20 protein-coding genes are annotated in these 19,620 nt (G+C 68.2%); 14 read left to right on the top strand and 6 right to left on the bottom strand.

Translation table 11 applies throughout. The features are described 5' to 3' along the window. From ASD30_RS24590 to ASD30_RS24580, 3 genes are read right to left on the bottom strand one after another with little or no spacing between them, the layout of a single operon-like run. Positions 1-786: an FkbM family methyltransferase gene (locus ASD30_RS24590; protein ID WP_056688596.1), complete on the bottom strand. Its 786-nt coding sequence runs from the start codon at positions 784-786 to the stop codon at positions 1-3. Then, the gene (locus tag ASD30_RS24585) at positions 783-2,189 is read right to left on the bottom strand and encodes an O-antigen ligase family protein (protein WP_056688593.1); all 1,407 of its coding nucleotides are present in this window, start codon (positions 2,187-2,189) and stop codon (positions 783-785) included. Before ASD30_RS24585 ends, ASD30_RS24590 begins: the two co-directional genes overlap by 4 nt. A 1-nt stretch (position 2,190) precedes the next feature. Continuing rightward, the gene (locus ASD30_RS24580; RefSeq protein WP_056688590.1) at positions 2,191-3,576 is read right to left on the bottom strand and encodes a polysaccharide biosynthesis tyrosine autokinase; all 1,386 of its coding nucleotides are present in this window, start codon (positions 3,574-3,576) and stop codon (positions 2,191-2,193) included. 139 nt (positions 3,577-3,715) lie between these two features. Between ASD30_RS24580 and ASD30_RS24575 the strand changes: the two genes are divergently transcribed. Continuing rightward, a complete protein-coding gene (locus tag ASD30_RS24575; RefSeq protein ID WP_056688587.1) occupies positions 3,716-5,344 on the top strand; it encodes a sugar transferase in 1,629 nt (542 codons plus the stop codon). A 30-nt stretch (positions 5,345-5,374) separates the two neighbouring features. Beyond that, a complete protein-coding gene (locus ASD30_RS24570) occupies positions 5,375-5,983 on the top strand; it encodes an arsenate reductase/protein-tyrosine-phosphatase family protein (protein WP_056688584.1) in 609 nt (202 codons plus the stop codon). A gap of 57 nt (positions 5,984-6,040) precedes the next feature. Here the strand turns inward: ASD30_RS24570 and ASD30_RS24565 are convergent, their stop codons facing one another. After that, a complete protein-coding gene (locus ASD30_RS24565; protein WP_056688579.1) occupies positions 6,041-6,403 on the bottom strand; it encodes a DsrE family protein in 363 nt (120 codons plus the stop codon). Positions 6,404-6,513: 110 nt separating this feature from the next. Here ASD30_RS24565 and ASD30_RS24560 point away from each other — a divergent pair, with 110 nt between their 5' ends. From ASD30_RS24560 to ASD30_RS24540, 5 genes are all read left to right on the top strand, one after another. Continuing rightward, entirely contained in the window at positions 6,514-7,008 is a 495-nt protein-coding gene (locus tag ASD30_RS24560; RefSeq protein ID WP_056688576.1) for an FABP family protein, read from the top strand. Positions 7,009-7,018: 10 nt separating this feature from the next. Next, positions 7,019-7,435: a Fur family transcriptional regulator gene (locus tag ASD30_RS24555; RefSeq protein WP_056688573.1), complete on the top strand. Its 417-nt coding sequence runs from the start codon at positions 7,019-7,021 to the stop codon at positions 7,433-7,435. A 224-nt stretch (positions 7,436-7,659) separates the two neighbouring features. Next, on the top strand, positions 7,660-8,622 hold the full coding sequence (ygfZ, locus tag ASD30_RS24550; RefSeq protein ID WP_056688570.1) for a CAF17-like 4Fe-4S cluster assembly/insertion protein YgfZ: 963 nt from the start codon (positions 7,660-7,662) through the stop codon (positions 8,620-8,622). Positions 8,623-8,793: 171 nt separating this feature from the next. After that, the gene (locus ASD30_RS24545; protein ID WP_056688567.1) at positions 8,794-9,159 is read left to right on the top strand and encodes a phosphomannose isomerase type II C-terminal cupin domain; all 366 of its coding nucleotides are present in this window, start codon (positions 8,794-8,796) and stop codon (positions 9,157-9,159) included. 147 nt (positions 9,160-9,306) lie between these two features. Continuing rightward, positions 9,307-9,864: a hypothetical protein gene (locus ASD30_RS24540; RefSeq protein WP_156388543.1), complete on the top strand. Its 558-nt coding sequence runs from the start codon at positions 9,307-9,309 to the stop codon at positions 9,862-9,864. A gap of 90 nt (positions 9,865-9,954) precedes the next feature. On the opposite strand, the gene ASD30_RS24535 is transcribed toward ASD30_RS24540, so the two are convergent. Together ASD30_RS24535 and ASD30_RS24530 are read right to left on the bottom strand one after the other, a co-directional pair. Continuing rightward, complete coding sequence (locus tag ASD30_RS24535) at positions 9,955-10,278, bottom strand: putative quinol monooxygenase (RefSeq protein WP_056688562.1); 324 nt, start codon at positions 10,276-10,278, stop codon at positions 9,955-9,957. A 157-nt stretch (positions 10,279-10,435) separates the two neighbouring features. Beyond that, the gene (locus ASD30_RS24530; RefSeq protein WP_200951248.1) at positions 10,436-12,118 is read right to left on the bottom strand and encodes a sigma-54-dependent Fis family transcriptional regulator; all 1,683 of its coding nucleotides are present in this window, start codon (positions 12,116-12,118) and stop codon (positions 10,436-10,438) included. Positions 12,119-12,229: 111 nt separating this feature from the next. Between ASD30_RS24530 and ASD30_RS24525 the strand changes: the two genes are divergently transcribed. The 7 genes from ASD30_RS24525 to ASD30_RS24495 all read left to right on the top strand — a co-directional run bounded on the left by ASD30_RS24525 (position 12,230) and on the right by ASD30_RS24495 (position 19,580). Continuing rightward, the gene (locus tag ASD30_RS24525) at positions 12,230-13,867 is read left to right on the top strand and encodes a methane monooxygenase (RefSeq protein ID WP_056688558.1); all 1,638 of its coding nucleotides are present in this window, start codon (positions 12,230-12,232) and stop codon (positions 13,865-13,867) included. Positions 13,868-14,082: 215 nt separating this feature from the next. Further along, positions 14,083-15,132: an FAD-binding oxidoreductase gene (locus tag ASD30_RS24520; RefSeq protein ID WP_056688555.1), complete on the top strand. Its 1,050-nt coding sequence runs from the start codon at positions 14,083-14,085 to the stop codon at positions 15,130-15,132. A 74-nt stretch (positions 15,133-15,206) separates the two neighbouring features. After that, on the top strand, positions 15,207-16,313 hold the full coding sequence (locus tag ASD30_RS24515; RefSeq protein WP_056688552.1) for an aromatic/alkene monooxygenase hydroxylase subunit beta: 1,107 nt from the start codon (positions 15,207-15,209) through the stop codon (positions 16,311-16,313). 2 nt (positions 16,314-16,315) lie between these two features. Beyond that, complete coding sequence (mimD, locus tag ASD30_RS24510; RefSeq protein ID WP_156393772.1) at positions 16,316-16,654, top strand: propane 2-monooxygenase effector subunit MimD; 339 nt, start codon at positions 16,316-16,318, stop codon at positions 16,652-16,654. 108 nt (positions 16,655-16,762) lie between these two features. Further along, entirely contained in the window at positions 16,763-17,806 is a 1,044-nt protein-coding gene (locus tag ASD30_RS24505; protein WP_056688546.1) for an amidohydrolase family protein, read from the top strand. Then, the gene (locus tag ASD30_RS24500) at positions 17,803-18,558 is read left to right on the top strand and encodes an iron-sulfur cluster assembly protein (RefSeq protein WP_056688543.1); all 756 of its coding nucleotides are present in this window, start codon (positions 17,803-17,805) and stop codon (positions 18,556-18,558) included. The genes ASD30_RS24505 and ASD30_RS24500 overlap by 4 nt, the downstream gene beginning before the upstream one ends. Beyond that, complete coding sequence (locus ASD30_RS24495) at positions 18,555-19,580, top strand: NAD(P)-dependent alcohol dehydrogenase (RefSeq protein ID WP_056688540.1); 1,026 nt, start codon at positions 18,555-18,557, stop codon at positions 19,578-19,580. The genes ASD30_RS24500 and ASD30_RS24495 overlap by 4 nt, the downstream gene beginning before the upstream one ends. Positions 19,581-19,620 lie beyond the last annotated feature (40 nt).

Raw genomic sequence — 19,620 nt, 5'->3', positions numbered from 1 at the left:
TCAGCGCGCCAACCAGACGGTGCCCTGGCGCGGGCCAGCTGGCTCGTGGCGGCGCAGCGTGAAGCCGCACGAGGTGAAGAACGCGTGCAGCTCGTCCCACGAGTGGCCCGGCACGTCGTGGTACTCCATGACCACGCGCGAGACCGACGCCCAGTCGGAGGGCGAGGAGCCCAGGACGATGTCGTACTCCGCGCCCTCGGTGTCGATCTTGACCAGGTCGACCCGGCCCCCGGCAGCGGCGACGGCTGCCGCGAAGCGGATGCACGGCACCTCGACCAGGGTGCCATCGGGAGCAGTCAGCCCGTTCAGGCCGGAGGCCTGGCCGTTGTCGTTGAACGAGATCGTGCCCTCGTGGTCGGAGACCGCGGTGGCGTGGACCGTGATCGACGCGGAGAAGCCGTTGTCGGTCACGTTGCGGCGCAGCCACGCGGCAGTCGACGGCGACGCCTCGTAGGCGTGCACCTGCACCCGCTTGGCGGCACGCACCAGGGCGAGTGAGAAGCACCCGACCTGGCCGCCGATGTCGAGGGCGACCAGCGACGGTGGAAGGCCCGAGATCGTCTCCTTCATGCGGTAGGTGTCCTCGGAGAACACCTCGTAGATCGGCACCCGGGCACCGGCCACGTTGGGGCAGGAGACGGTGCCGCCGCCGCGCAGCCGGTAGGTCAGCGACGACCGCGCCCACGGCGTCCGCGCGGAGGCGAGGTTGAACAGCAGCGACGCGCCGTTGGCGTACTGCAGGGTCTGCCTCACGCGGCGTGCGGCGAGGGCGGGACGGCGGCTCACATGATCTCCGGGGTGTGGGTGGGGGCGCGGTGCTTGCCCGCGGTGAACGACTGCTCCCAGGCAGTCAGGTTGGTCGCGGAGCGCCGCGACGACGGGTCGCCCGAAACTGGCGACGGGTCGGCGGGAACTGGCGACGGGTCGGCGGGAACTGGCGACGGGTCGGCGGGAACGTCGTCGTCCGAGTAGACGGCAGCCAGCGCGGCGAGCGCCAGGCCGGCCCAGACGAACCTGTCCCACAGCGAGTTCGTGATCACCGCGACCGCGGCGTACGCCAGCGGCACGTAGCCCAGCCGCCGCAACGGGCCGGGCCGGAACAGTGGCACGACGAGGTTCCAGAGCACCATCACGAAGGCCACCGCGCCGAAGATGCCGATGCCCACCGCGACCTGCAGGTAGACGTTGTGCGCGTCGAGTGCCGTGATGTCGAATCCGTTGCCCTGCAAGGGTTTTGCGAGAAACTCCTGGACGCCGGTGGTGAACGCGCGCTCGCGGGCCTGGTCGGAGTACGACGCGGTCGAGTCGCCCTTCAGCCGGGCCAGCGCCGAGCTCTCGCCGGCGATCGAGATCAGCCAGTTCAGCGATGCCAGGCCGAGGATCGCCGCCGACACCACGAGGTACGCCGACAGCACCGAGCGCTCCACGAGCGGGTAGAGCACCGCCAGCATCACCATGCCGAGGAGCGAGGCCCGCGAACCGGAGAGGATCGCGCTGGCGATCACCGCGCCGCCCGCAGCCCAGACCAGCAACCGCATGCCGGTGGTCTCGTAGCGGGAGTAGAGGTGGATCAACATCGCGAACGACATCAGGGCGCCGAGTGCGAAGAAGTTCGTGTGCGTGGTCAGGCCCATGTAGCGGCCGTTGGGGTTGGCCCCGACCACCATGCCGCCGACCAGGCTGATCACCTGCCCGGCCACGAACGACCACGCCAACCCGTCGATCAGCTTGATCGAGGGTCGCCACCACAGGAACAGGAACGGCAGTACGACGACCGCGGCGACCAGGCGGAACCCGTAGTTGAGGCTCATCAGTGGCGCCTCGTTGAGCAGCGACGCGATCACGGTGAGGACCAGGATCAGGCTGCCCGCGACGGCGAAACCGGTCGGCACCCGGGACTTGCGCATCAGCATCGTCGGCACCAGCAGTCCGAAGCCGGCGGCGAAGAAGAGGTCGCTGAACGTCACGAAGTTGACGGCCTCCGCGGGACGCACGTCGTTGAGCGGTGCGAACACCATCGCCGCGATCATGGCAAGGGTGCCGAGGCGCTCGGTGCCGAGGGCGACCAGCATGGTGAGCCCGACGGCGAGGACCACCGCCAGGATCATCGTGATCGTGTTGACGGAGGCCAGCGCCAGCAGGCCGGCCAGGACCAGCAGGCCCGAACCGTAGGTGGCGACAGGCTTCATCTCAGGGCTTCAGCGAGACCCAGCGGCCGGTCTTGTTCGCCGCGTCGTCCTCGTCGGCGTAGTAGTAGTAATAGTCCTGGTTGCTGCGACGCGGGGCCATGTTGACGATCACGCCGTACAGCTTGGCGTCGACCTGCTCGATGCGCTGGCAGGCGTCGTGCAGCTGCTCCTTGGTCGTCTTGCCGTGACGGGTGACCAGCAGGGCACCGTCTGCCGCGCGGGCCAGGATCGCCGCGTCGGCCACCGGCAGCAGTGGGGGAGCGTCGATGATGACCACGTCGTACATGTCGCGCAGCTTGCCGATCAGGTCGCGGGTGGCATTGGACTGCAGCACCTCGGTGGGGTTCGGCGGGATCGGGCCGCCGCTGAGGAAGTCGACGCCGGTCTCGGTGTGCTGCTGGATGCTGTCGACCAGCGAGGTCTTGCCGACCAGCACGGTGGTCAGCCCGACCCGGCCCTCGAGTCCGAGCAGCCCGGCGATCCGCGGACGGCGCAGGTCGCCGTCGACCAGCAGCACCCGGCGTCCGGCCTGGGCCAGCGCCACGGCCAGGTTGGTCGAGGTGGTGGTCTTGCCCTCACCGGGCAGCGCGCTGGTGATCACGAACGACTTCGGCTGGGCGTCGAGGTCGAGGTAGTCGAGGTTGGTGCGCAGCACGCGGAACGCCTCGGCACGCGGTGCGAAGCCGTTGAGGTCGGTCAGCAGGGGGTGCTTGGGCACGTCGGCGTCGTACCCGATGGAGGCCACCACGCCGACACCGCTGATCTTGCGCACGTCTTCGGCGGTCTTGACCGTGTTGTCGGTGATCTCGCGCAGCACTGCGACACCGAAGCCGATGACCAGGCCGATCAGGCCCGCGACGACGAGGTTCAGGAGTGTGCGCGGGGAGACCGGGTCGGAGCTGTAGCTGGCCGGGTCAGCCACCGTCGCGCGGATCGGCGTCGCCGCGCGGTCAGGAGCGTCGACGCGGGTGATGAACTTGGTGAGCTGCTCGGAGTGCGCCTCCGCAATGAGCTGCGCGGCCTTGGGGTCGGGGTCGGTCACGGTGACGTCGATGATGACCGTGAGTGGCTCGACCTCGGCCTTGATCTGGCTGGCGAGCTCCTCGGGCGACTGCTTGAGGCCGAGTTCCTTGATGACCTTCAACATGATCTCGCGGCTCGTGGCGAGATCGGCGTACGACGCCACCCGGCCCGACGACACGAGGCTGGCGGCGATCGCCTCGGACGAGTCCTCGACGTCGGTGGAGATGAACACGCGGGCAGTCGACTGGTACTGAGGAGTCACGAGGAAGGAGTACGCACCGGCGGCCACCAGGGCGACCAGGAACAGGGCGACGATGGTCTTCCAGCGTCGCCGGGCAGTGCGCATCAGGTCTTTGAAGTCCACGCCGAACCTTTGCATAGAGGTGCTGTCGTCAGGTCAACGAAGTCTAGGGCGATCCGTTACTCGTCCGGCGCGTCCGTGACCTCTCCGCGGATGGCTCGTTGACCTCCCGAGAACCCGCCATCCGGGAATGAGGTCGAGCATGACGGAGCTCGCTCCGCGCACGGTGCGTCACGGTGCCACGCTGCCTGCAGCCGGGGTCGCCCTGACCGACCTCACGCCGAGCGTCCACCCCGTGCGTACGGCGTCGGTTCCGCTGGCCCGAAAGCCCGGTCCCCGGGCTCAGGGGGCCCAGGCTCCGACGGCCCAGCAGGACGCCGCACTCGACCTCCCCCCGCGGCGCGTGCCGCTCGCCCGCCGCCTCTCTCGGGTGGTGGCGGTCGTGGCGCTGTGCGACGTGCTCGTCCTGGCCCTGACCGCCTTCATCGCGGTCTCGTTCCGGGCCCGGCTCGACGGGGTCCTCGAGAAGGACACCTATCTCGAGTTCGCGTTGTTGAGCGGAATGACCCCGTTCGTCTTCCTGCTCTGGCTGGTCTGCCTTGCCCTCGGTGGCGCCTACGCACGCCGCAACCTCGGCGGAGGCACGGAGGAGTTCCGCCGGGTCGCGATCGCCTCCCTGATGGCGGTGGGCGCGGTCGGCACCGTGTCGTTCCTCAGTCGCAGCAACATCTCCCGCGGCTACGTGATCCTCTGCTTCGCGGTCGGCACGGTCCTCCTGCTCTCCACGCGGTACGCCGTCCGCAAGGTCCTGCACCACCTGCGCCAGACCGGCCGCCTGCACGCACGGGTGGTCGCGGTGTGCTCACCGACCGCGCTCGACGAGGTGAAGGCCAGCCTCGAACGACTCTCGTGGGCGGGCTACACGTTGGTCGGTGCCTGCGTGCCGTCCCACCACCTCGGTGAGCTCAGCTCGGAGCCGTCGGTGCCGATCCTCGGTGGCAGTGACGACATCGTCGCCGCCTGCGAGCTCACCGGCGCCGACACGGTGCTGGTGGCCGGTGGCGGTCACACGTCCTCCCAGGCGCTGCGGCGCATCGGCTGGCAGCTCGAGACGCTCGACGTCGACCTCGTCGTAGTGCCGGGCCTGATCGACGTGGCCGGCCCCCGCATCCACATGCGCCAGGTCGGGGGGCTGCCGCTGGTGCACGTCGACAAGCCCCAGGTCGGTCGCGCCGGCGGGTTGGTCAAGCGCATCTTCGACGTCGTGGTGGCCTCGGCGATGCTCGTCGTACTCTCCCCGTTGATGGCACTGATTGCGCTGGCCATCAAGCTGCAGGACGGCGGGCCGGTGTTCTACCGCCAGACCCGCAGCGGTCGCGACGGTGGCACGTTCCGGATGCTGAAGTTCCGCTCGATGGTCGTCGACGCCGACCGCCGGCTGGCCGAGGTGGCGGCGATGAACGAGGCCGACGGCGTGCTGTTCAAGGTGAAGGACGACCCGCGGATCACCCGCCTGGGCCACTTCCTGCGCAAGTTCTCCCTCGACGAGCTGCCGCAGCTGGTCAACGTGCTCTCCGGCGAGATGAGCGTGGTCGGCCCGCGCCCGCCGCTGCCCGCCGAGGTCGAGGACTACCCGGTCGACATGCACCGCCGGCTGCTGGTGCGCCCCGGGCTGACCGGGCTGTGGCAGGTCTCCGGTCGCAGCGACCTGTCGTTCGACGAGGCCGTGCGGATGGACCTGTACTACGTCGACAACTGGTCGCTGATCGGTGACGTGATCATCATGCTGAAGACGGTCCGGGCCGTGTTGCTCGGTCGCGGCGCCTACTGACGGGCTTCGCCGACCAACTAGCCTTTCGAGGTGAGCTTCCCCGTCCTGTTCGTCTGCATCGGCAACGTGTGCCGCTCCCCGTTCGCCGAACGGTTGCTGCGCACGCGCCTGGACGCGCTGGGCATCGGTGACCGGTTCGAGGTCTCCAGCGCCGGAGTCCGGGCGATGGCCGGCCGCCCGATGCACCCCGAGTCGGCGCGCACCCTGGTCGAACGCGGCGGGTCCCCGGACGGATTCACCGCGCGCCAGTTCCAGTCAGGACTGGTCGACGCGACCGTCGCCGACACCGGTGGGCTGGTCCTGGCCGCCACCCGCGACATCCGGTCGCGGCTGCTCGAGGAGGCGCCGCGGGCGCTGAGACGCACCTTCACGTTGCTGGAGTTCGTCGCGCTCGCCGAAGCGCACCGGGCCGCGGGCGAGGTACAGCCCGGCAAGCGCACGCATGCACCGGTCGTGTCCGACGACCAGCGCCTCCGCCGGCTGGTCGAGGAATGCGCCGAAGGTCGTGGCGCCCTTCGCCTCGAGGAGTACGACATCGCGGACCCGATCGGGCGCTCGCCGGAGACCTACGACGGCGTCGCCGCACTGATGGCCGACCAGATCGACCGCCTGGCCGCGATCCTGCTGGACCCGGTCTGACTCGACGCTGCAGGAAATCGCGCGGATTCCGCCGGATTCCCTTCAGCGATGCCTGGGTCAGTACACCAGCGCCTGCACTCCGTCGCCCAGGGCTTCCTCGACGAAGACCGGCGCTCCGGCGATGCGGATGTCGTCGTACGCGTCCGCGGTGGTGATCGAACGACGGTCCGCGCACTGCGTGCAGAGCGTGACCTGCCCGGCCTCGCGCACGGTGGCCAGCAGGTCGGCCAGGGGAGTGGCCAGTGGCAACGAGAACTCCTCCGCCTTGCCGGGTACGGCGAACCATGCCGCCTCGCCGGTCAGCCAGAGGCCGACGTCGATGCCGGACACGGCCGCCGCGGCGGCGACCGTGAACGCCTGGTTGCAGCGTTCGGGGTCCTCGACGCCACAGGTCACCTTGATCAAGAGTCTGCGAGCCATGCCCCGACCCTATCTGCGCGAACCGTGGGTTCTTGATGCGCCAACCGTGGATCCTTGATGCGCGAACCGGGAACTCTTGATGGTCCGGGTCGCGGACTAGACTGCCGCCCATGCCGTTCGAGCTCCCTGACAACCTGCACCCCGACTGCGCCCCCATCGCCTGGATGCTGGGCACCTGGCGTGGCAACGGCCACGGCGACTACCCGACGATCGAGAAGTTCGAGTTCGGCCAGGAGCTGATCTTCACCCACGACGGCCGCCCGTTCTTTCACTACATGGCGCGTGCCTGGGTCGTCGACGACGAGGGCAACAAGGTCCGCGACGCCGCGATCGAGACCGGCTTCGTGCGCTGCAAGCCCGAGGGAAAGGTCGAGGTCGTGATGGCGCACAACACCGGCTTCACCGAGATCTGGTACGGCACCGCGGGCGAGGCCCGCATGGAGATCGTCACCGACGCGATCGCCCGCACCGAGACCGCCAAGGAGTACACCGCCGGCAAGCGTCTCTACGGGTACGTCGAGGGCGACCTGCTCTACGCGTTCGACATGGCCGCGATGGGCCAGGGCCTGCAACCGCACATCTGGGCGCGCCTCCAGCGCCAGTGAGTGGCCAGACATGAGTGACGACTTCGCGGACCGGATCCGCTCGAGCGGCAAGCGGCTCACCGCGCAGCGCGAGCTGATCCTCCGGGCTGTCGAGGCGCTCGAGCACGCCACCCCCGACGAGATCCTGACCGAGGTCCGCAAGCACTCCGCCGCGGTCAACGCCTCGACGATCTACCGCAACCTCGAGGTCCTCGAGGAGCTCGGGCTGGTTCGCCACGCGCACCTCAGCGACCGCGCTCCGACGTACCACTCGGTGGGCGAGCACGAGCACTTCCACATCGTCTGCCGGGACTGCCACAAGGTGGTCTCGGTCGATCCCGACGTGGTGGCCCCGGTGGCGCGGAGGCTCGACGACGAGTTCGGTTTCGTCGCCGACATCGGGCACCTCACGGTGTTCGGACACTGCGCCGACTGCCTCCCCGGATAGCGCGCGGCCGTGGCGTCCGGCCCCGGAAAAGGGAGACGGGCCGCAGCCCAATCGGGGGGAGGGCTGCGACCCGCGCAATCGTCCACACTAGCGAGATCTGTCAAGCCGTTCGACCCCCAAATGGGGGGTGCCGCCACGCCCACCGTCATCGAGGGGCTCGAGGGACGGGTCCGTCAGGAAACCACCGACATGCGGCCCTGAACGCACGACGTACGCTGGGGAGCGTGACCAGCCCTCTCCTCGACCTGCCCGGTGCGGTCTCCGGCAACGGCATCGACGCCGATGTCGCCGCGCACTACGGCTCCTTCAACACCGAGCAGCGCGCGCTCGAGGCCGGCGACGGCTTCGTCGACCTGTCGCACCGCGAGGTCATCCGCCTGACCGGCCCGGACCGACTGACCTGGTTGCACAACCTGACCACGCAGCACGAGAGCGAGCTCGGCTCCGGACGCCCGACGATGGCGTTGATCCTGAGCCCGCAGGGCCACGTCGAGCACGCGATGTACGGCGTGGACGATGCCGACAGCGAGACCTTCACCGCCCACGTCGAGCCGGGCCAGGCCCAGGCCCTGATCGACTTCCTGCTCAAGATGCGGTTCATGATGCGGGTCGAGGTCGACGACGTCACCGCTGACACCGCGGTGGCCTGGCGCCCCTCCAAGCGCATCGGCGTCCCGTTCGACGGCTACGAGTTCATCCCGCGCGACCGCTTGACGGCGTACGCCGAGGCGGCCGGCCCGGCAGCTGGCCTGTGGGCGTTCGAGGCGCTGCGGATCGCCCGCGGTGAGCCGCGACTCGGCCTCGACACGGACCACCGCACCATCCCGAACGAGGCCGGCTGGATCACCACCGCGGTCCACCTCGACAAGGGCTGCTACCGCGGCCAGGAGACGGTGGCCCGCGTGCACACGCTCGGTCGTCCGCCGCGTCGCCTGACCCTGCTGCACCTCGACGGTTCGGAGAACCGGCTGCCCGACCAGGGCGCCGAGGTCCACCACGGTGACAAGGCGGTCGGCTTCGTCGGTACGTCGGCACGCCACCACGAGCTCGGCCCGATCGCGCTGGCGATGGTCAAGCGCAACGTCCCGACGGATGCCGACCTCACCGTTGACGGCATGCCCGCCGGCCAGGAGGTCATCGTCGACCCCGACGCCGGTCTCCACGTGCGGCCCAACCTTCGCGGCTGACCGGCACGACGAGCGCGGAACGCGACAACGCGGAAGATCCGGGTCACGCGATGCCTGCAATGTTCCGCGCTGTCGATGCTGGCGTGTCGAGCGTCGCCGGGTGGTGGTTGGTCGGGACAACCCGCGACCCGTAGGCTGTCGGCCGTAGTCCCGTCGAAGGAATGGATAGGTATGGCTCTCGAATCTGCCGAGCGTCCGTGGGGATCGTGGCACGTCCTGGATGAGAACCAGGGCTACAAGGTCAAGCGGATCCAGGTGAAGCCCGGTCAGCGGCTGTCCTACCAGACCCACAAGCACCGCTCCGAGCACTGGGTGATCATCTTCGGCATCGCCACCTGCGTGATCGACGGCGAGACCATCGTGGCCGGCCCCGGTGAGTCGATCGACGTCGCCGTCGGCGCTGCGCACCGCATCACCAACGAGCACTCCGAGGAGCTCGTCATCGTCGAGGTGCAGCACGGCGCCTACACCGGCGAGGACGACATCTGCCGCCTCGAGGACGACTACGGCCGCGAGGACGAAGAAGCCAAGGCCTGAGGCAGACGTCACGGCTCGGCCCGCGTCTCACATTGAGACGTCGGGCCGGTTCAGCACCGGTTCAATGACAGGTGGCCGCATCGAGCCCTCCGATCGACGAGGGTGACCGAGGCGGACGCCGGATCGAGCCGAGCAGAGGAGCCGTCGATGAACGCCGCGCCAGTGGACTGGCAGAGTCACAGTGCCGAGGGCCTGGCCCGACTCCGTGTGGAGGCCATGCCTGCCATGGAGCTGATCTATCTCGATGCCCTGGCTGTTCACCTGCTCGGCCCGGACGCGCCGGCCGCGCCGTACACGGTGGAGCACGGTGCCGCGATCGCCAGCCTGCTGCTCAGGGCCGCCGCCGACTCGGCAGCCGTGGACCTGGTCGTCGAGCCCGATGACCGGGACGCCGCTGCGGCCGCGGCCCGTACGGCGATCGTGGACGGTGCGCATCGGTTCGCGGGGCGCGGGGGACACGGCGTACATCAGCTGGTGACCCGATTCCTCGGCGCCGCGGTCGGCGAGTTGGAGCGGCTCAAGGACACGCCTGAGGCTCAGGTGGCCTCGCTGTTCCACTACGGCCTGCTGGCGATCGCCTCCGGTCCGCAGAACCAGACCACTGCCGAGACCGCCGAGAGCATCCGGGCGACGTTCCATGTCTGGGACGAGCGGATCGGCGACGGGTTCGTGCCGCCGTGGCGCGTCGTCGCCCTCCGCGAGTAACGCGCTGTCCACGACGCTCTGCACCCCTCTGGCCGGGTGCACAGCGTCAAGAGGGGCGGGGTAGTGCCGCCGTACGCCGGCGACCGTGGATCAGTCGACGGCGAGCTCTCCGAGTCGCGACCAGTCGTCACCGGGGGCCTCGAGCGAGACGATGCGCGGGGTCTCGACCAGGTGCGGCGGCAGGTTCTTCTGGGCATCCTTGAAGTGCTGCGACCCGACGTGTGCGCCGCCGGCGTCACCGTCGCGGAAGGCCTCGACCAGGACGTACTCCGTCGGGTCGTCGAGGCTTCGTGACCAGTCGAACCACAGGCAACCCTCCTCGGCCCGGGTGGCCTCGGTGAACTCCCGGGTGATCTCGGGCCAGGTCTCTGCGCTCTCGGGGCGGACGAGGAACTTCGCGGTGATGAAGATCATCGGCCCAGCAAACCACGATTCCGGAGCAGCTCAGTCTCGATTTGAGACCGGACGCCGGCACTTCCGCGCCCATCTTGACGCTTTGCACCCGGCAAGAGGGGTGCAAAGCGTCATGGACAGCGCGTTACTCGCGGGAGGGGAGCAGACGGGCGCGGGGTCAGGTGACGATGCCGTAGTCGCGGATCTTGCGGTAGATCGTGGCCCGTGACATCCCGAGTGCCTCAGCGGCGGCGGACTTGTCGTTGCCGTGGTCGGCGAGGGCGTCGATCACGGCGTCGCGCTCGAGGGTCTCCATCCGCGTCAGGTTGCGACGGGTGGTGGCACGGCATTCCGGCGGCAGGTCCTCCACCTCCACGACGCCGGACCGGCGGACCCGCACGATCGCGCTCATCACCTGTTTGAGGTGCGTGACGTTCCCGGACCACGGGAGCCGCATGAGCTGGTTCATCGCCGGCTTGGACAGGATCAGCTCGGGTGCGCCGGCACGGTTCAGCAGCAGGCGCACCAGCGCCGGCACGTCCTCGAGGTGGTGCCGCAGGGGCGGGACCAGCACGGTGCGCGGGAAGAAGTGCAGCAGGTGGAGGTCGAGCTTGTCGTCGACCGCGCCGGCTCGCGTGGTCAGGGCCACCCAGGGGTCCTGGGCGACCGAGGCGTCCTGGATCTCCTGGAACAGCTCGGTGAGCTCGTCGAGCTGCGTCTCGTCGAGTGCGTGGGCGTGACGGATCACGAGGTCTGTCCCGGCTTCCAGCTCCGCGCGCGCCCGCTGCACGAGGTCCGCGCCCGCGGTCTCGACGTCCAGCACGCTCAGCTGGCGGTTGGACCCGCTGTGCTGGTGGACGGCGGTGACCAGCGTGTGCGTGCCCGCGCCGGACTCCCCCTGGAGCACCACCCACTCGCGCTTGGCGACGGTCTCGAGCAGCTCCTGGGTGACGTGGCGCCACACCGCGCTGGCACCCGCCATGCCGGGAAGGGCCGGCCCGCGCGGCCGGGGCACATGTCCGGCCGTCCGTTGCTCCTTGATCTGGATGATCCCGCCCGCGAGCGCCGTTCCGGCGAAGGTCGGCTGGTAGGCCATCCGTGCGATGACCCCGCTGGGCAGGTCGGCCAGGAAGGTGCACGGGTCCTGCATGCCCACTGCCTCGCGGGTCTGGTCGAGCAGCGCCGCCTGGTCCGTGGCGTCGAAGTGCTGCTGGGCCAGCGCGTTCATCATGAAGACCTTCTCGCCGACCGCGATCACCGGGCCCCCGGAGTGGCGGCATGCGGCGTAGTAGCCGCCGAGCAGGGCGCTGTCGAGCTCGTTGGCCTCCTCCAGGATCCGCTCCTGGATGCGACGGGCAGCCAGCTTGGCGAACGACAGCAGCAGGGAGTTCGAGTTCTCGGCCTTCGTGCTGATGTCGATGACGCCGAGCAGAGCTCCGGTGACCGGGTGGTTGATCAGGGCGCCGGCACACGAGAACTGTCGCAGGTTGCCGGTGTAGTGCTCGTTGCCGTTCACCAGGATCGGCGCGCCGATCTCCAGGGCGGTGCCGATGCCGTTGGTGCCGACGTCCTGCTCGGCGTAGCAGAACCCGGGTGCGAGGTGGACGGCGTCGAGTGCCTTGAGCAGGTGAGAGTCGCCGCCGCCGCGCTGGAGCACGACGCCGTTGCTGTCGGTGAGGATCAGGCACGCCGGCTCGTTGGCCAGCTCGTCGGAGAGTGAGGCCAGCACGGGGCGCGCGGCGCGCAGGAGCACCGACTCGGGGGCGCTCTCCACGTACGTCGGGTCTGGGTGGTCCGTGTCGACGCGGGAGGCGAGTGAGCGCTCCCACGAGATGCGGATGAACGGGCGGACTGTGCTCACGAAAACTCAGGCTACCGCCGCCGGATGTGACCCGCGTCTCACATTGAGACAGGACCGGGGTTCGCCCCCCGGTTTCATCAGTGCTCTCCCCGCCCCGACCTAGGAGGCAACATGAGCAGACAGAGTCTCACCAAGGCCCACGCCAAGATCAGCGAACTCACCTGGGAGCCGACCTTCGCCACCCCGGCAACCCGCTTCGGCACCGACTACACGTTCGAGAAGGCACCCAAGAAGGACCCGCTCAAGCAGATCATGCGGTCCTACTTCCCGATGGAGGAGGAGAAGGACAACCGTGTGTACGGCGCCATGGACGGCGCCATCCGCGGCAACATGTTCCGCCAGGTCCAGCAGCGCTGGCTCGAGTGGCAGAAGCTGTTCCTCTCGATCATCCCGTTCCCGGAGATCTCGGCGGCCCGTGCGATGCCGATGGCCATCGACGCGGTCCCGAACCCGGAGATCCACAACGGGCTTGCGGTCCAGATGATCGACGAGGTGCGTCACTCGACGATCCAGATGAACCTCAAGAAGCTGTACATGAACAACTACATCGACCCGGCCGGCTTCGACATGACGGAGAAGGCGTTCGCCAACAACTACGCCGGCACCATCGGCCGTCAGTTCGGCGAGGGCTTCATCACCGGTGACGCGATCACCGCAGCCAACATCTACCTCACGGTGGTCGCCGAGACGGCGTTCACCAACACGCTGTTCGTCGCGATGCCCGACGAGGCGGCCGCCAACGGCGACTACCTGCTGCCGACGGTCTTCCACTCGGTCCAGTCCGACGAGTCCCGGCACATCTCCAACGGCTACTCCATCCTGTTGATGGCGCTGGCCGACGAGCGCAACCGGCCCCTCCTCGAGCGCGACATGCGCTACGCCTGGTGGAACAACCACTGCGTGGTCGACGCCGCGATCGGCACCTTCATCGAGTACGGCACCAAGGACCGCCGCAAGGACCGCGAGAGCTACGCCGAGATGTGGCGTCGCTGGATCTACGACGACTACTACCGCAGCTACCTCCTCCCGCTGGAGAAGTACGGGCTGACCATCCCGCACGACCTGGTCGAGGAGGCCTGGAACCGGATCGTCAACAAGGACTACGTGCACCGCGTCGCGCAGTTCTTCGCCACCGGTTGGCCGGTCAACTACTGGCGGATCGACACGATGACCGACACGGACTTCGAGTGGTTCGAGGAGAAGTACCCAGGCTGGTACAGCAAGTTCGGCGCGTGGTGGGAGAACTACAACCGGCTCGCCTACCCCGGCAACAACAAGCCGATCGCCTTCGAGGACGTGGGCTACAACTACCCGCACCGCTGCTGGACCTGCATGGTGCCGTGCCTCATCCGCGAGGACACCGTGTGCGAGAAGGTCGACGGCCAGTGGAAGACCTACTGCTCCGAGACCTGCCACTGGACCGACGCCGTCGCGTTCCGTGCGGAGTACGAGGGTCGCGAGACGCCCAACATGGGTCGCCTCACCGGCTTCCGCGAGTGGGAGACGCTGCACCACGACAAGGACCTCGCCGACATCGTCGAGGACCTGGGCTATGTGCGCGACGACGGCAAGACCCTCATCGGTCAGCCGCACCTCCACCTCGATGACCCGAAGAAGATGTGGACCCTCGACGACGTGCGCGGCATCCAGTTCATGAGCCCCAACGTGCTCCTGAACCAGATGTCCGACGACGAGCGCGAGAAGCACATCGCCGAGTACCGGCTGAACGACATGTCGAAGATCGCCTGAGCGACCTTCGTCCGCCGCCGGGACTCTCGGCCAGCACGGGTCGGCGGCGCCGCCACGAATCAGCGGCGCCGCCGATCCTGCCGACAACCTTCCCGCCAACCCGGCCGACAACCTTCCCGCCAACCCGGCCGACAACCTTCCCGCCAACCCGGCCGACAACCTTCCCGCCAACCCGCCCCCACGGACATCGAAGCATCACGACGAGAGGAGCCCCCATGCCCGAGACGCACAAGATCTACTTCGAGCCCGTCGACATCGAGATGGACGTCGGCGAGGACGAGAAGATCCTGGACGCCGCGTTCCGCCAGGGCATCCACCTGATGCACGGCTGTCGCGAAGGCCAGTGCTCGGCCTGCAAGTCCTACGTGCTGGACGGCGAGATCCAGATGGAGCGCTACTCCACGTTCGCCTGCAACGATGCCGAGGTCGACGAGGGCTACGTCCTGCTCTGCCGGGCCCACGCCTACAGCGACTGCACCATCGAGCTGCTCAACTTCGACGAGGACGAGCTGCTCGGCGGCGTCCCGATCCAGGACGTGACGACCAGGATCGCGGCGATCGAGCCGATGACCCGCGACATCGTGTCCCTGCGACTGACGGCGACCGAGCCCACGACGTACGACTTCAAGCCCGGGCAGTACGCCGACCTGACCATCCCCGGCACCGACGAGACCCGCTCGTTCTCGATGGCGACGACCCAGTCGACACCGGGCGAGGTCGAGTTCCTGATCAAGAAGTACGCGGGCGGGAAGTTCTCCGCCCTGCTCGACGACGGCCTGTCGGTCGGCGACGAGATCAAGCTGACCGGCCCCTACGGGTCGTTCACCCTGAAGGAGGGTCACGTGCTGCCGGTGGTCTGCATCGGCGGTGGCGCGGGCATGGCGCCGATCCTGTCCCTGCTCCGGTGCCTCGAGGAGACGGGGAGCACCAGGCCGGTGCGCTTCTACTACGGCGCCAGGACGGCCGACGACCTCTTCTACGTCGACCTGATCACCACGATCGGCAAGGGCCTGCGGGACTTCGAGTTCGTCGTCTGCCTGTCCGAGTCGATGCCCGAGGACCCCGGGGCGTACCCGTTCGAGGCCGAGGCCGGCAACGTCACCGACGTGGTGGCCCGCCGCGAGGAGAGCCTGAACAAGGCCGAGGTCTACCTGTGCGGTCCGCCGCCGATGGTCGACGCGGCGATGGAGTTCCTCGAGCAGCACGGGGTGCCGAAGGACCAGGTCTTCCACGACTCGTTCACCAGCCCCGTGACCGGGGACTGAGCAGCACCACCCGAGCCGAACAAGCAGATCAACCCGGCAGATCAACAAGCAGATCAACCAAGGAGTTGAAAGACATGGCAGACATCACCGATCAGAAGGAACGGAGCTTTCCGAAGATCGAGTTCACCGACTCGGAGGCCGGAGCGCTGACCTTCCCGAGCTCGAAGAGTCGCAGCTACAACTACTACAAGCCGGCCAAGCTGCGGGCCACGATGTACGAAGACGTCACCGTCGACGTACAGCCTGACCCCGAACGGCACCTCACCCAAGGGTGGATCTACGGCTTCGGGGACGGTCCCGGCGGCTACCCCCAGGAGTGGACGACGGCGAAGTCGTCGAACTGGCACGCGTTCCTCGACCCCAACGAGGAGTGGGAGCAGTCGATCTACCGCAACAACTCCGCCGTGGTGCACCAGGTCGAGCTGTGCCTGAAGAACGCCAAGCGGGCCCGGGTCTACGACTCGTGGAACGGCCCGTGGCTGAAGTTCATCGAGCGCAACGTGGGCGCGTGGATGCACGCCGAGAACGGTCTGGCGCTGCACGTGTTCACCTCGATCCAGCGCTCGGGCCCCACCAACATGATCAACACCGCCGTGGCCTTCAACGCCGCCCACAAGATGCGCTTCGCCCAGGACCTGGCGCTGTTCAACCTGGACCTCGCGGAGGCCGACGTCGCGTTCGAGGGTTCGGCGCACAAGGAGGTCTGGCAGGAGGCGCCGGAGTGGCAGCCCACCCGTGAGGTCGTCGAGCAGCTGACCGCCGTGGGCGACTGGTGCGAGCTGTTGTTCGCCACCAACATCGTCTTCGAGCAGCTGATCGGGTCCCTGTTCCGCACCGAGCTGGTGATGCAGGTCGCGGCCCGCAACAGCGACTACATCACCCCGACCCTGGTCGGCACCGGCGAGAACGACTACGACCGCGACCTGGGCTACACCCGGGTGCTGTTCCGCCTGCTCACCCAGGACGAGGAGCACGGCGCGGCCAACAAGGAGCTCTTCGGCTCGTGGCTCGCCAAGTGGGTGCCCCGCTGCCAGGAGGCCGCCCACGCCCTCCAGCCGATCTGGTCCCAGGCCGCCGAGAAGCCGGTCACGTTCGCGACCAGCCGGGCCAACGCCACCGCGAAGTTCGTATCCCTCCTCGAGGACCTCGGCCTCGACATCCCGAAGGAGCTTGACCAGTGAACATGCAATTCGGATCCGCCACGGAGTTCTCCAACATGTGTGGCGTCACCCTGATGAACACCCCGATCGGGCGCGTCGTCGCGGAGGTCATGGGCGGCAAGGACGGCGTCGAGCTGACCGAGTACCCCTCGATGATCCGCGTCGACGGAGTCCGGCTCCTCGAGTTCGAGTACGACGAGCTGACCGACGCACTCGGCACGGTGTTCGACGGCTCGGTCTTCGAGGAGATCAGCTCCACGCACTACGGCCGGATGGTGCACCTGGACGACAAGACCATGTTGTTCGCCAGCCCGGAGGACGCGGCCGAGTACATCGGCTTCGACCTCACGGCCAGCAGCTGAGCCACCCACGAGCGTCCCGTCCGGGGCCCGGGTCTGTGGCCCCGGGCGGGACCTGCAGCAGACCAACAGACCAACAGACCACCAGACGCACGAGAAGCGAGGCACGACATGTACACCAAGGATGGCGAGAACTACTTCATCGTCGACAGTCACGTTCACCTGTGGGACGGCCGCAAGGAGAACCAGAAGAACGTCCACGGACAGGAGTTCATCGACTGCTTCTTCGACTACCACAGCAACCTGAGCCCCGACTCCGAGAAGTGGAGCTACGAGGAGTACGTCTACTACGGCGGCGAGCGCCTGATGAAGGACCTCTTCGACGACGGGTACGTCGACCACGCCGTCTTCCAGTCCACGATGCTGATGGAGTTCTACGAGCGGGGGTTCTCCTGCTCCGACGAGAGCTGGGCCCTGACCCAGAAGCACCCGGACAAGCTGACCTACAACCACTCCTTCGACCCGCGCAACGGTGAGGCGGGTCTCAAGCAGTTCGTGGAAGATGCCGAGAAGTTCGACCTCCGGGGCGTCAAGCTCTACACGGCTGAATGGCACGGCGACTCGCGCGGCTACAAGCTCAGCGACCCGGGCTGTCGCACCTACCTCGAGAAGTGCCTCGAGCTGGGGATCACCAACATCCACGTGCACAAGGGCCCGACCCTCAAGCCGCTGGACCGCGACGCCTTCGACGTCGCCGACGTCGACGCCGTGGCCTCGGACTACCTCGACCTGAACTTCATCGTCGAGCACTGCGGGCTGCCGCGCCTGGAGGACTTCTGCTGGATCGCCACCCAGGAGTCGAACGTGTACGCCGGACTCTCGGTCGTGATGCCGTTCATCCACACCCGGCCGCGCTACTTCGCCGAGGTGATCGGCGAGCTCCTCTACTGGGTGGGCGAGGACAAGATGACGTTCTCCAGCGACTACGCGCTGTGGACGCCGAAGTGGCTGATCGAGAAGTTCGTGGACTTCCAGATCCCCGAGGACCTCACCGACTACGCGCAGATCACCACCGACCAGAAGAAGAAGATCCTGGGGCTCAATGCCGCCGCGCTCTACGACATCGAGGTGCCCGAGCACCTCCGGTTGCCGACCTCGGCCGGCGACGCCGAGACGGAGGTCGCCCCGGGCGCGAAGCAGGCCGTGGCGTCATGACACTCCTGGCCACGTCCCTCGAGTCCGAAGTGATGGCCGAGCTGTCGACGGTGCTCGACCCCGAGCTGGACGAGCCCATCACGGACCTGGGCTTCGTCCGCTCGGTGGCCATCGACGACACCGGTGTCACCGTGCACGTGCGGCTGCCGACGTCGTTCTGCTCACCGAACTTCGCCTACCTGATGACCTCCGACGCCGTGGACGCGCTGCGTCGCGTGGAGGACATCGGTCAGGTCCGGGTGTTCCTGGACGACCACCACGACTCCGACAAGATCAACGCCGGGTTGGCCGCGGACGCCGGCTACCGGGGCACCTTCGGGGTCGAGGCCGAGGACAGCCTCGACGAGCTACGGCTGATCTTCCAGCGCAAGGCGCACACCGCGGCCATGGAGCGCTGCATCGAGGACCGCCTCAAGCACTCCGGCCTCACCGTGGCGGACATCTACCGCCTGCGGCTGAACAACCTGCCGGGCGGACGGCTCAAGGAGGCGCTGCTGCGGCGGCGTACGGCGATCGGGCTGGGCATCGGCCCCCACGCACGGGTGTTCGTCGACGAGCACGGGGAACCCGTGCCGCCGGACGAGGTGCCGTTGCGACTCCGCTTCGCCAAGGCCGTCCGGATCTCCATCGAGGGCAACTCCCACTTCTGCCGCGGGCTGCTGGCCACGCGCTACGAGGAGGGGGAGGACCTCGCCACCCGCATCACCAACACCCGCTCCTCGAGTGGCGGGTCAGCAAGGAGGGCGTCATGAAGGCAGTGCAGGTCGTGGGCTACCACACCAAGATGCAGTTGACAGAGGTTCCCGACCCCGAGGTGCAGGGACCGTTCGACGTCGTCGTCAGGATCGGTGGCGCGGGGGTCTGTCGCACTGACCTGCACGTCCTCGAGGGCCAGTGGGAGGCCAAGTCCGGCGTCGAGCTCCCGTACACGATCGGCCACGAGAACGCCGGCTGGGTGCACGCCGTGGGCGACGCGGTCACCAACGTCGCGGTGGGGGACAAGGTGATCCTGCACCCGTTGATGACCTGCGGCCTGTGCCGCGCGTGCCGCTTCGGTGACGACGTGCACTGTGAGAACAGCCAGTTCCCGGGCATCGACACCCACGGCGGGTACGCCGAGTACTTGCTCACCAACGCACGCAGCGTCGTCAGGATCGACGACTCGCTCGAACCGGCCGACGTGGCCGCACTCGCCGATGCCGGTCTGACGGCGTACCACGCGGTCGCCAAGACGGCCGCCGCCACGCGACCGGGAGACGTCTGCGTGATGATCGGCGCCGGGGGGCTCGGCCACATCGGCATCCAGGTGATGAAGGCGATCTCCGCGGCCACGCTGGTCGTCGTGGACCGCAACCAGGCGGCCCTCGACCTGGCCCTCGAGATCGGCGCCGACCACGCGATCCTGGCCGACGGCAACCACGTCGAGAAGGTGCTGGAGCTCACCGGTGGCAACGGGGCCGAGGCCGTCGTCGACTTCGTCGGTGAGGGCGGCGCGACCGCCGAGGGCATCGCGATGCTGCGCCGGGCCGGCAACTACTACGTCGTCGGGTACGGCGAGAACATCGACGTCCCGACGATCGACGTGATCTCCACCGAGATCAACTTCATCGGCAACCTCGTCGGCTCCTACAACGACCTGCAGGAGCTCATGGTCCTCGCGGCCAGGGGCGACGTACGCCTGCACACGACGACGTACCCACTCGAGGACTTCCAGCGGGCGCTCGACGATCTCGACGCCGGCCGGGTCAGGGGCCGGGCGATCCTTGTGCCCTGACGGCCCGACCGCACCGACCCACCCACCCATCAACAGACCA

Source organism: Nocardioides sp. Root140, from assembly GCF_001426745.1.
Lineage (GTDB): Bacteria > Actinomycetota > Actinomycetes > Propionibacteriales > Nocardioidaceae > Nocardioides.
The sequence above is the reverse complement of the archived record's forward strand: the minus strand, read 5'-3'. Positions and strand labels throughout refer to the sequence as shown.

Bases quoted from the DNA above. Each gene is read 5' to 3' on its own strand.
- ASD30_RS24555 (WP_056688573.1), top strand. From the start codon at position 7,019: ATGAGTGACGACTTCGCGGACCGGATCCGCTCGAGCGGCAAGCGGCTC.
- ASD30_RS24565 (WP_056688579.1), bottom strand. From the start codon at position 6,403: ATGGCTCGCAGACTCTTGATCAAGGTGACCTGTGGCGTCGAGGACCCC.
- ASD30_RS24515 (WP_056688552.1), top strand. From the start codon at position 15,207: ATGGCAGACATCACCGATCAGAAGGAACGGAGCTTTCCGAAGATCGAG.
- ASD30_RS24495 (WP_056688540.1), top strand. From the start codon at position 18,555: ATGAAGGCAGTGCAGGTCGTGGGCTACCACACCAAGATGCAGTTGACA.
- ASD30_RS24560 (WP_056688576.1), top strand. From the start codon at position 6,514: ATGCCGTTCGAGCTCCCTGACAACCTGCACCCCGACTGCGCCCCCATC.
- ASD30_RS24575 (WP_056688587.1), top strand. From the start codon at position 3,716: ATGACGGAGCTCGCTCCGCGCACGGTGCGTCACGGTGCCACGCTGCCT.
- mimD (WP_156393772.1), top strand. From the start codon at position 16,316: ATGCAATTCGGATCCGCCACGGAGTTCTCCAACATGTGTGGCGTCACC.
- ASD30_RS24500 (WP_056688543.1), top strand. From the start codon at position 17,803: ATGACACTCCTGGCCACGTCCCTCGAGTCCGAAGTGATGGCCGAGCTG.
- ASD30_RS24525 (WP_056688558.1), top strand. From the start codon at position 12,230: ATGAGCAGACAGAGTCTCACCAAGGCCCACGCCAAGATCAGCGAACTC.
- ASD30_RS24520 (WP_056688555.1), top strand. From the start codon at position 14,083: ATGCCCGAGACGCACAAGATCTACTTCGAGCCCGTCGACATCGAGATG.
- ASD30_RS24540 (WP_156388543.1), top strand. From the start codon at position 9,307: ATGAACGCCGCGCCAGTGGACTGGCAGAGTCACAGTGCCGAGGGCCTG.
- ASD30_RS24545 (WP_056688567.1), top strand. From the start codon at position 8,794: ATGGCTCTCGAATCTGCCGAGCGTCCGTGGGGATCGTGGCACGTCCTG.
- ASD30_RS24535 (WP_056688562.1), bottom strand. From the start codon at position 10,278: ATGATCTTCATCACCGCGAAGTTCCTCGTCCGCCCCGAGAGCGCAGAG.
- ASD30_RS24585 (WP_056688593.1), bottom strand. From the start codon at position 2,189: ATGAAGCCTGTCGCCACCTACGGTTCGGGCCTGCTGGTCCTGGCCGGC.
- ASD30_RS24505 (WP_056688546.1), top strand. From the start codon at position 16,763: ATGTACACCAAGGATGGCGAGAACTACTTCATCGTCGACAGTCACGTT.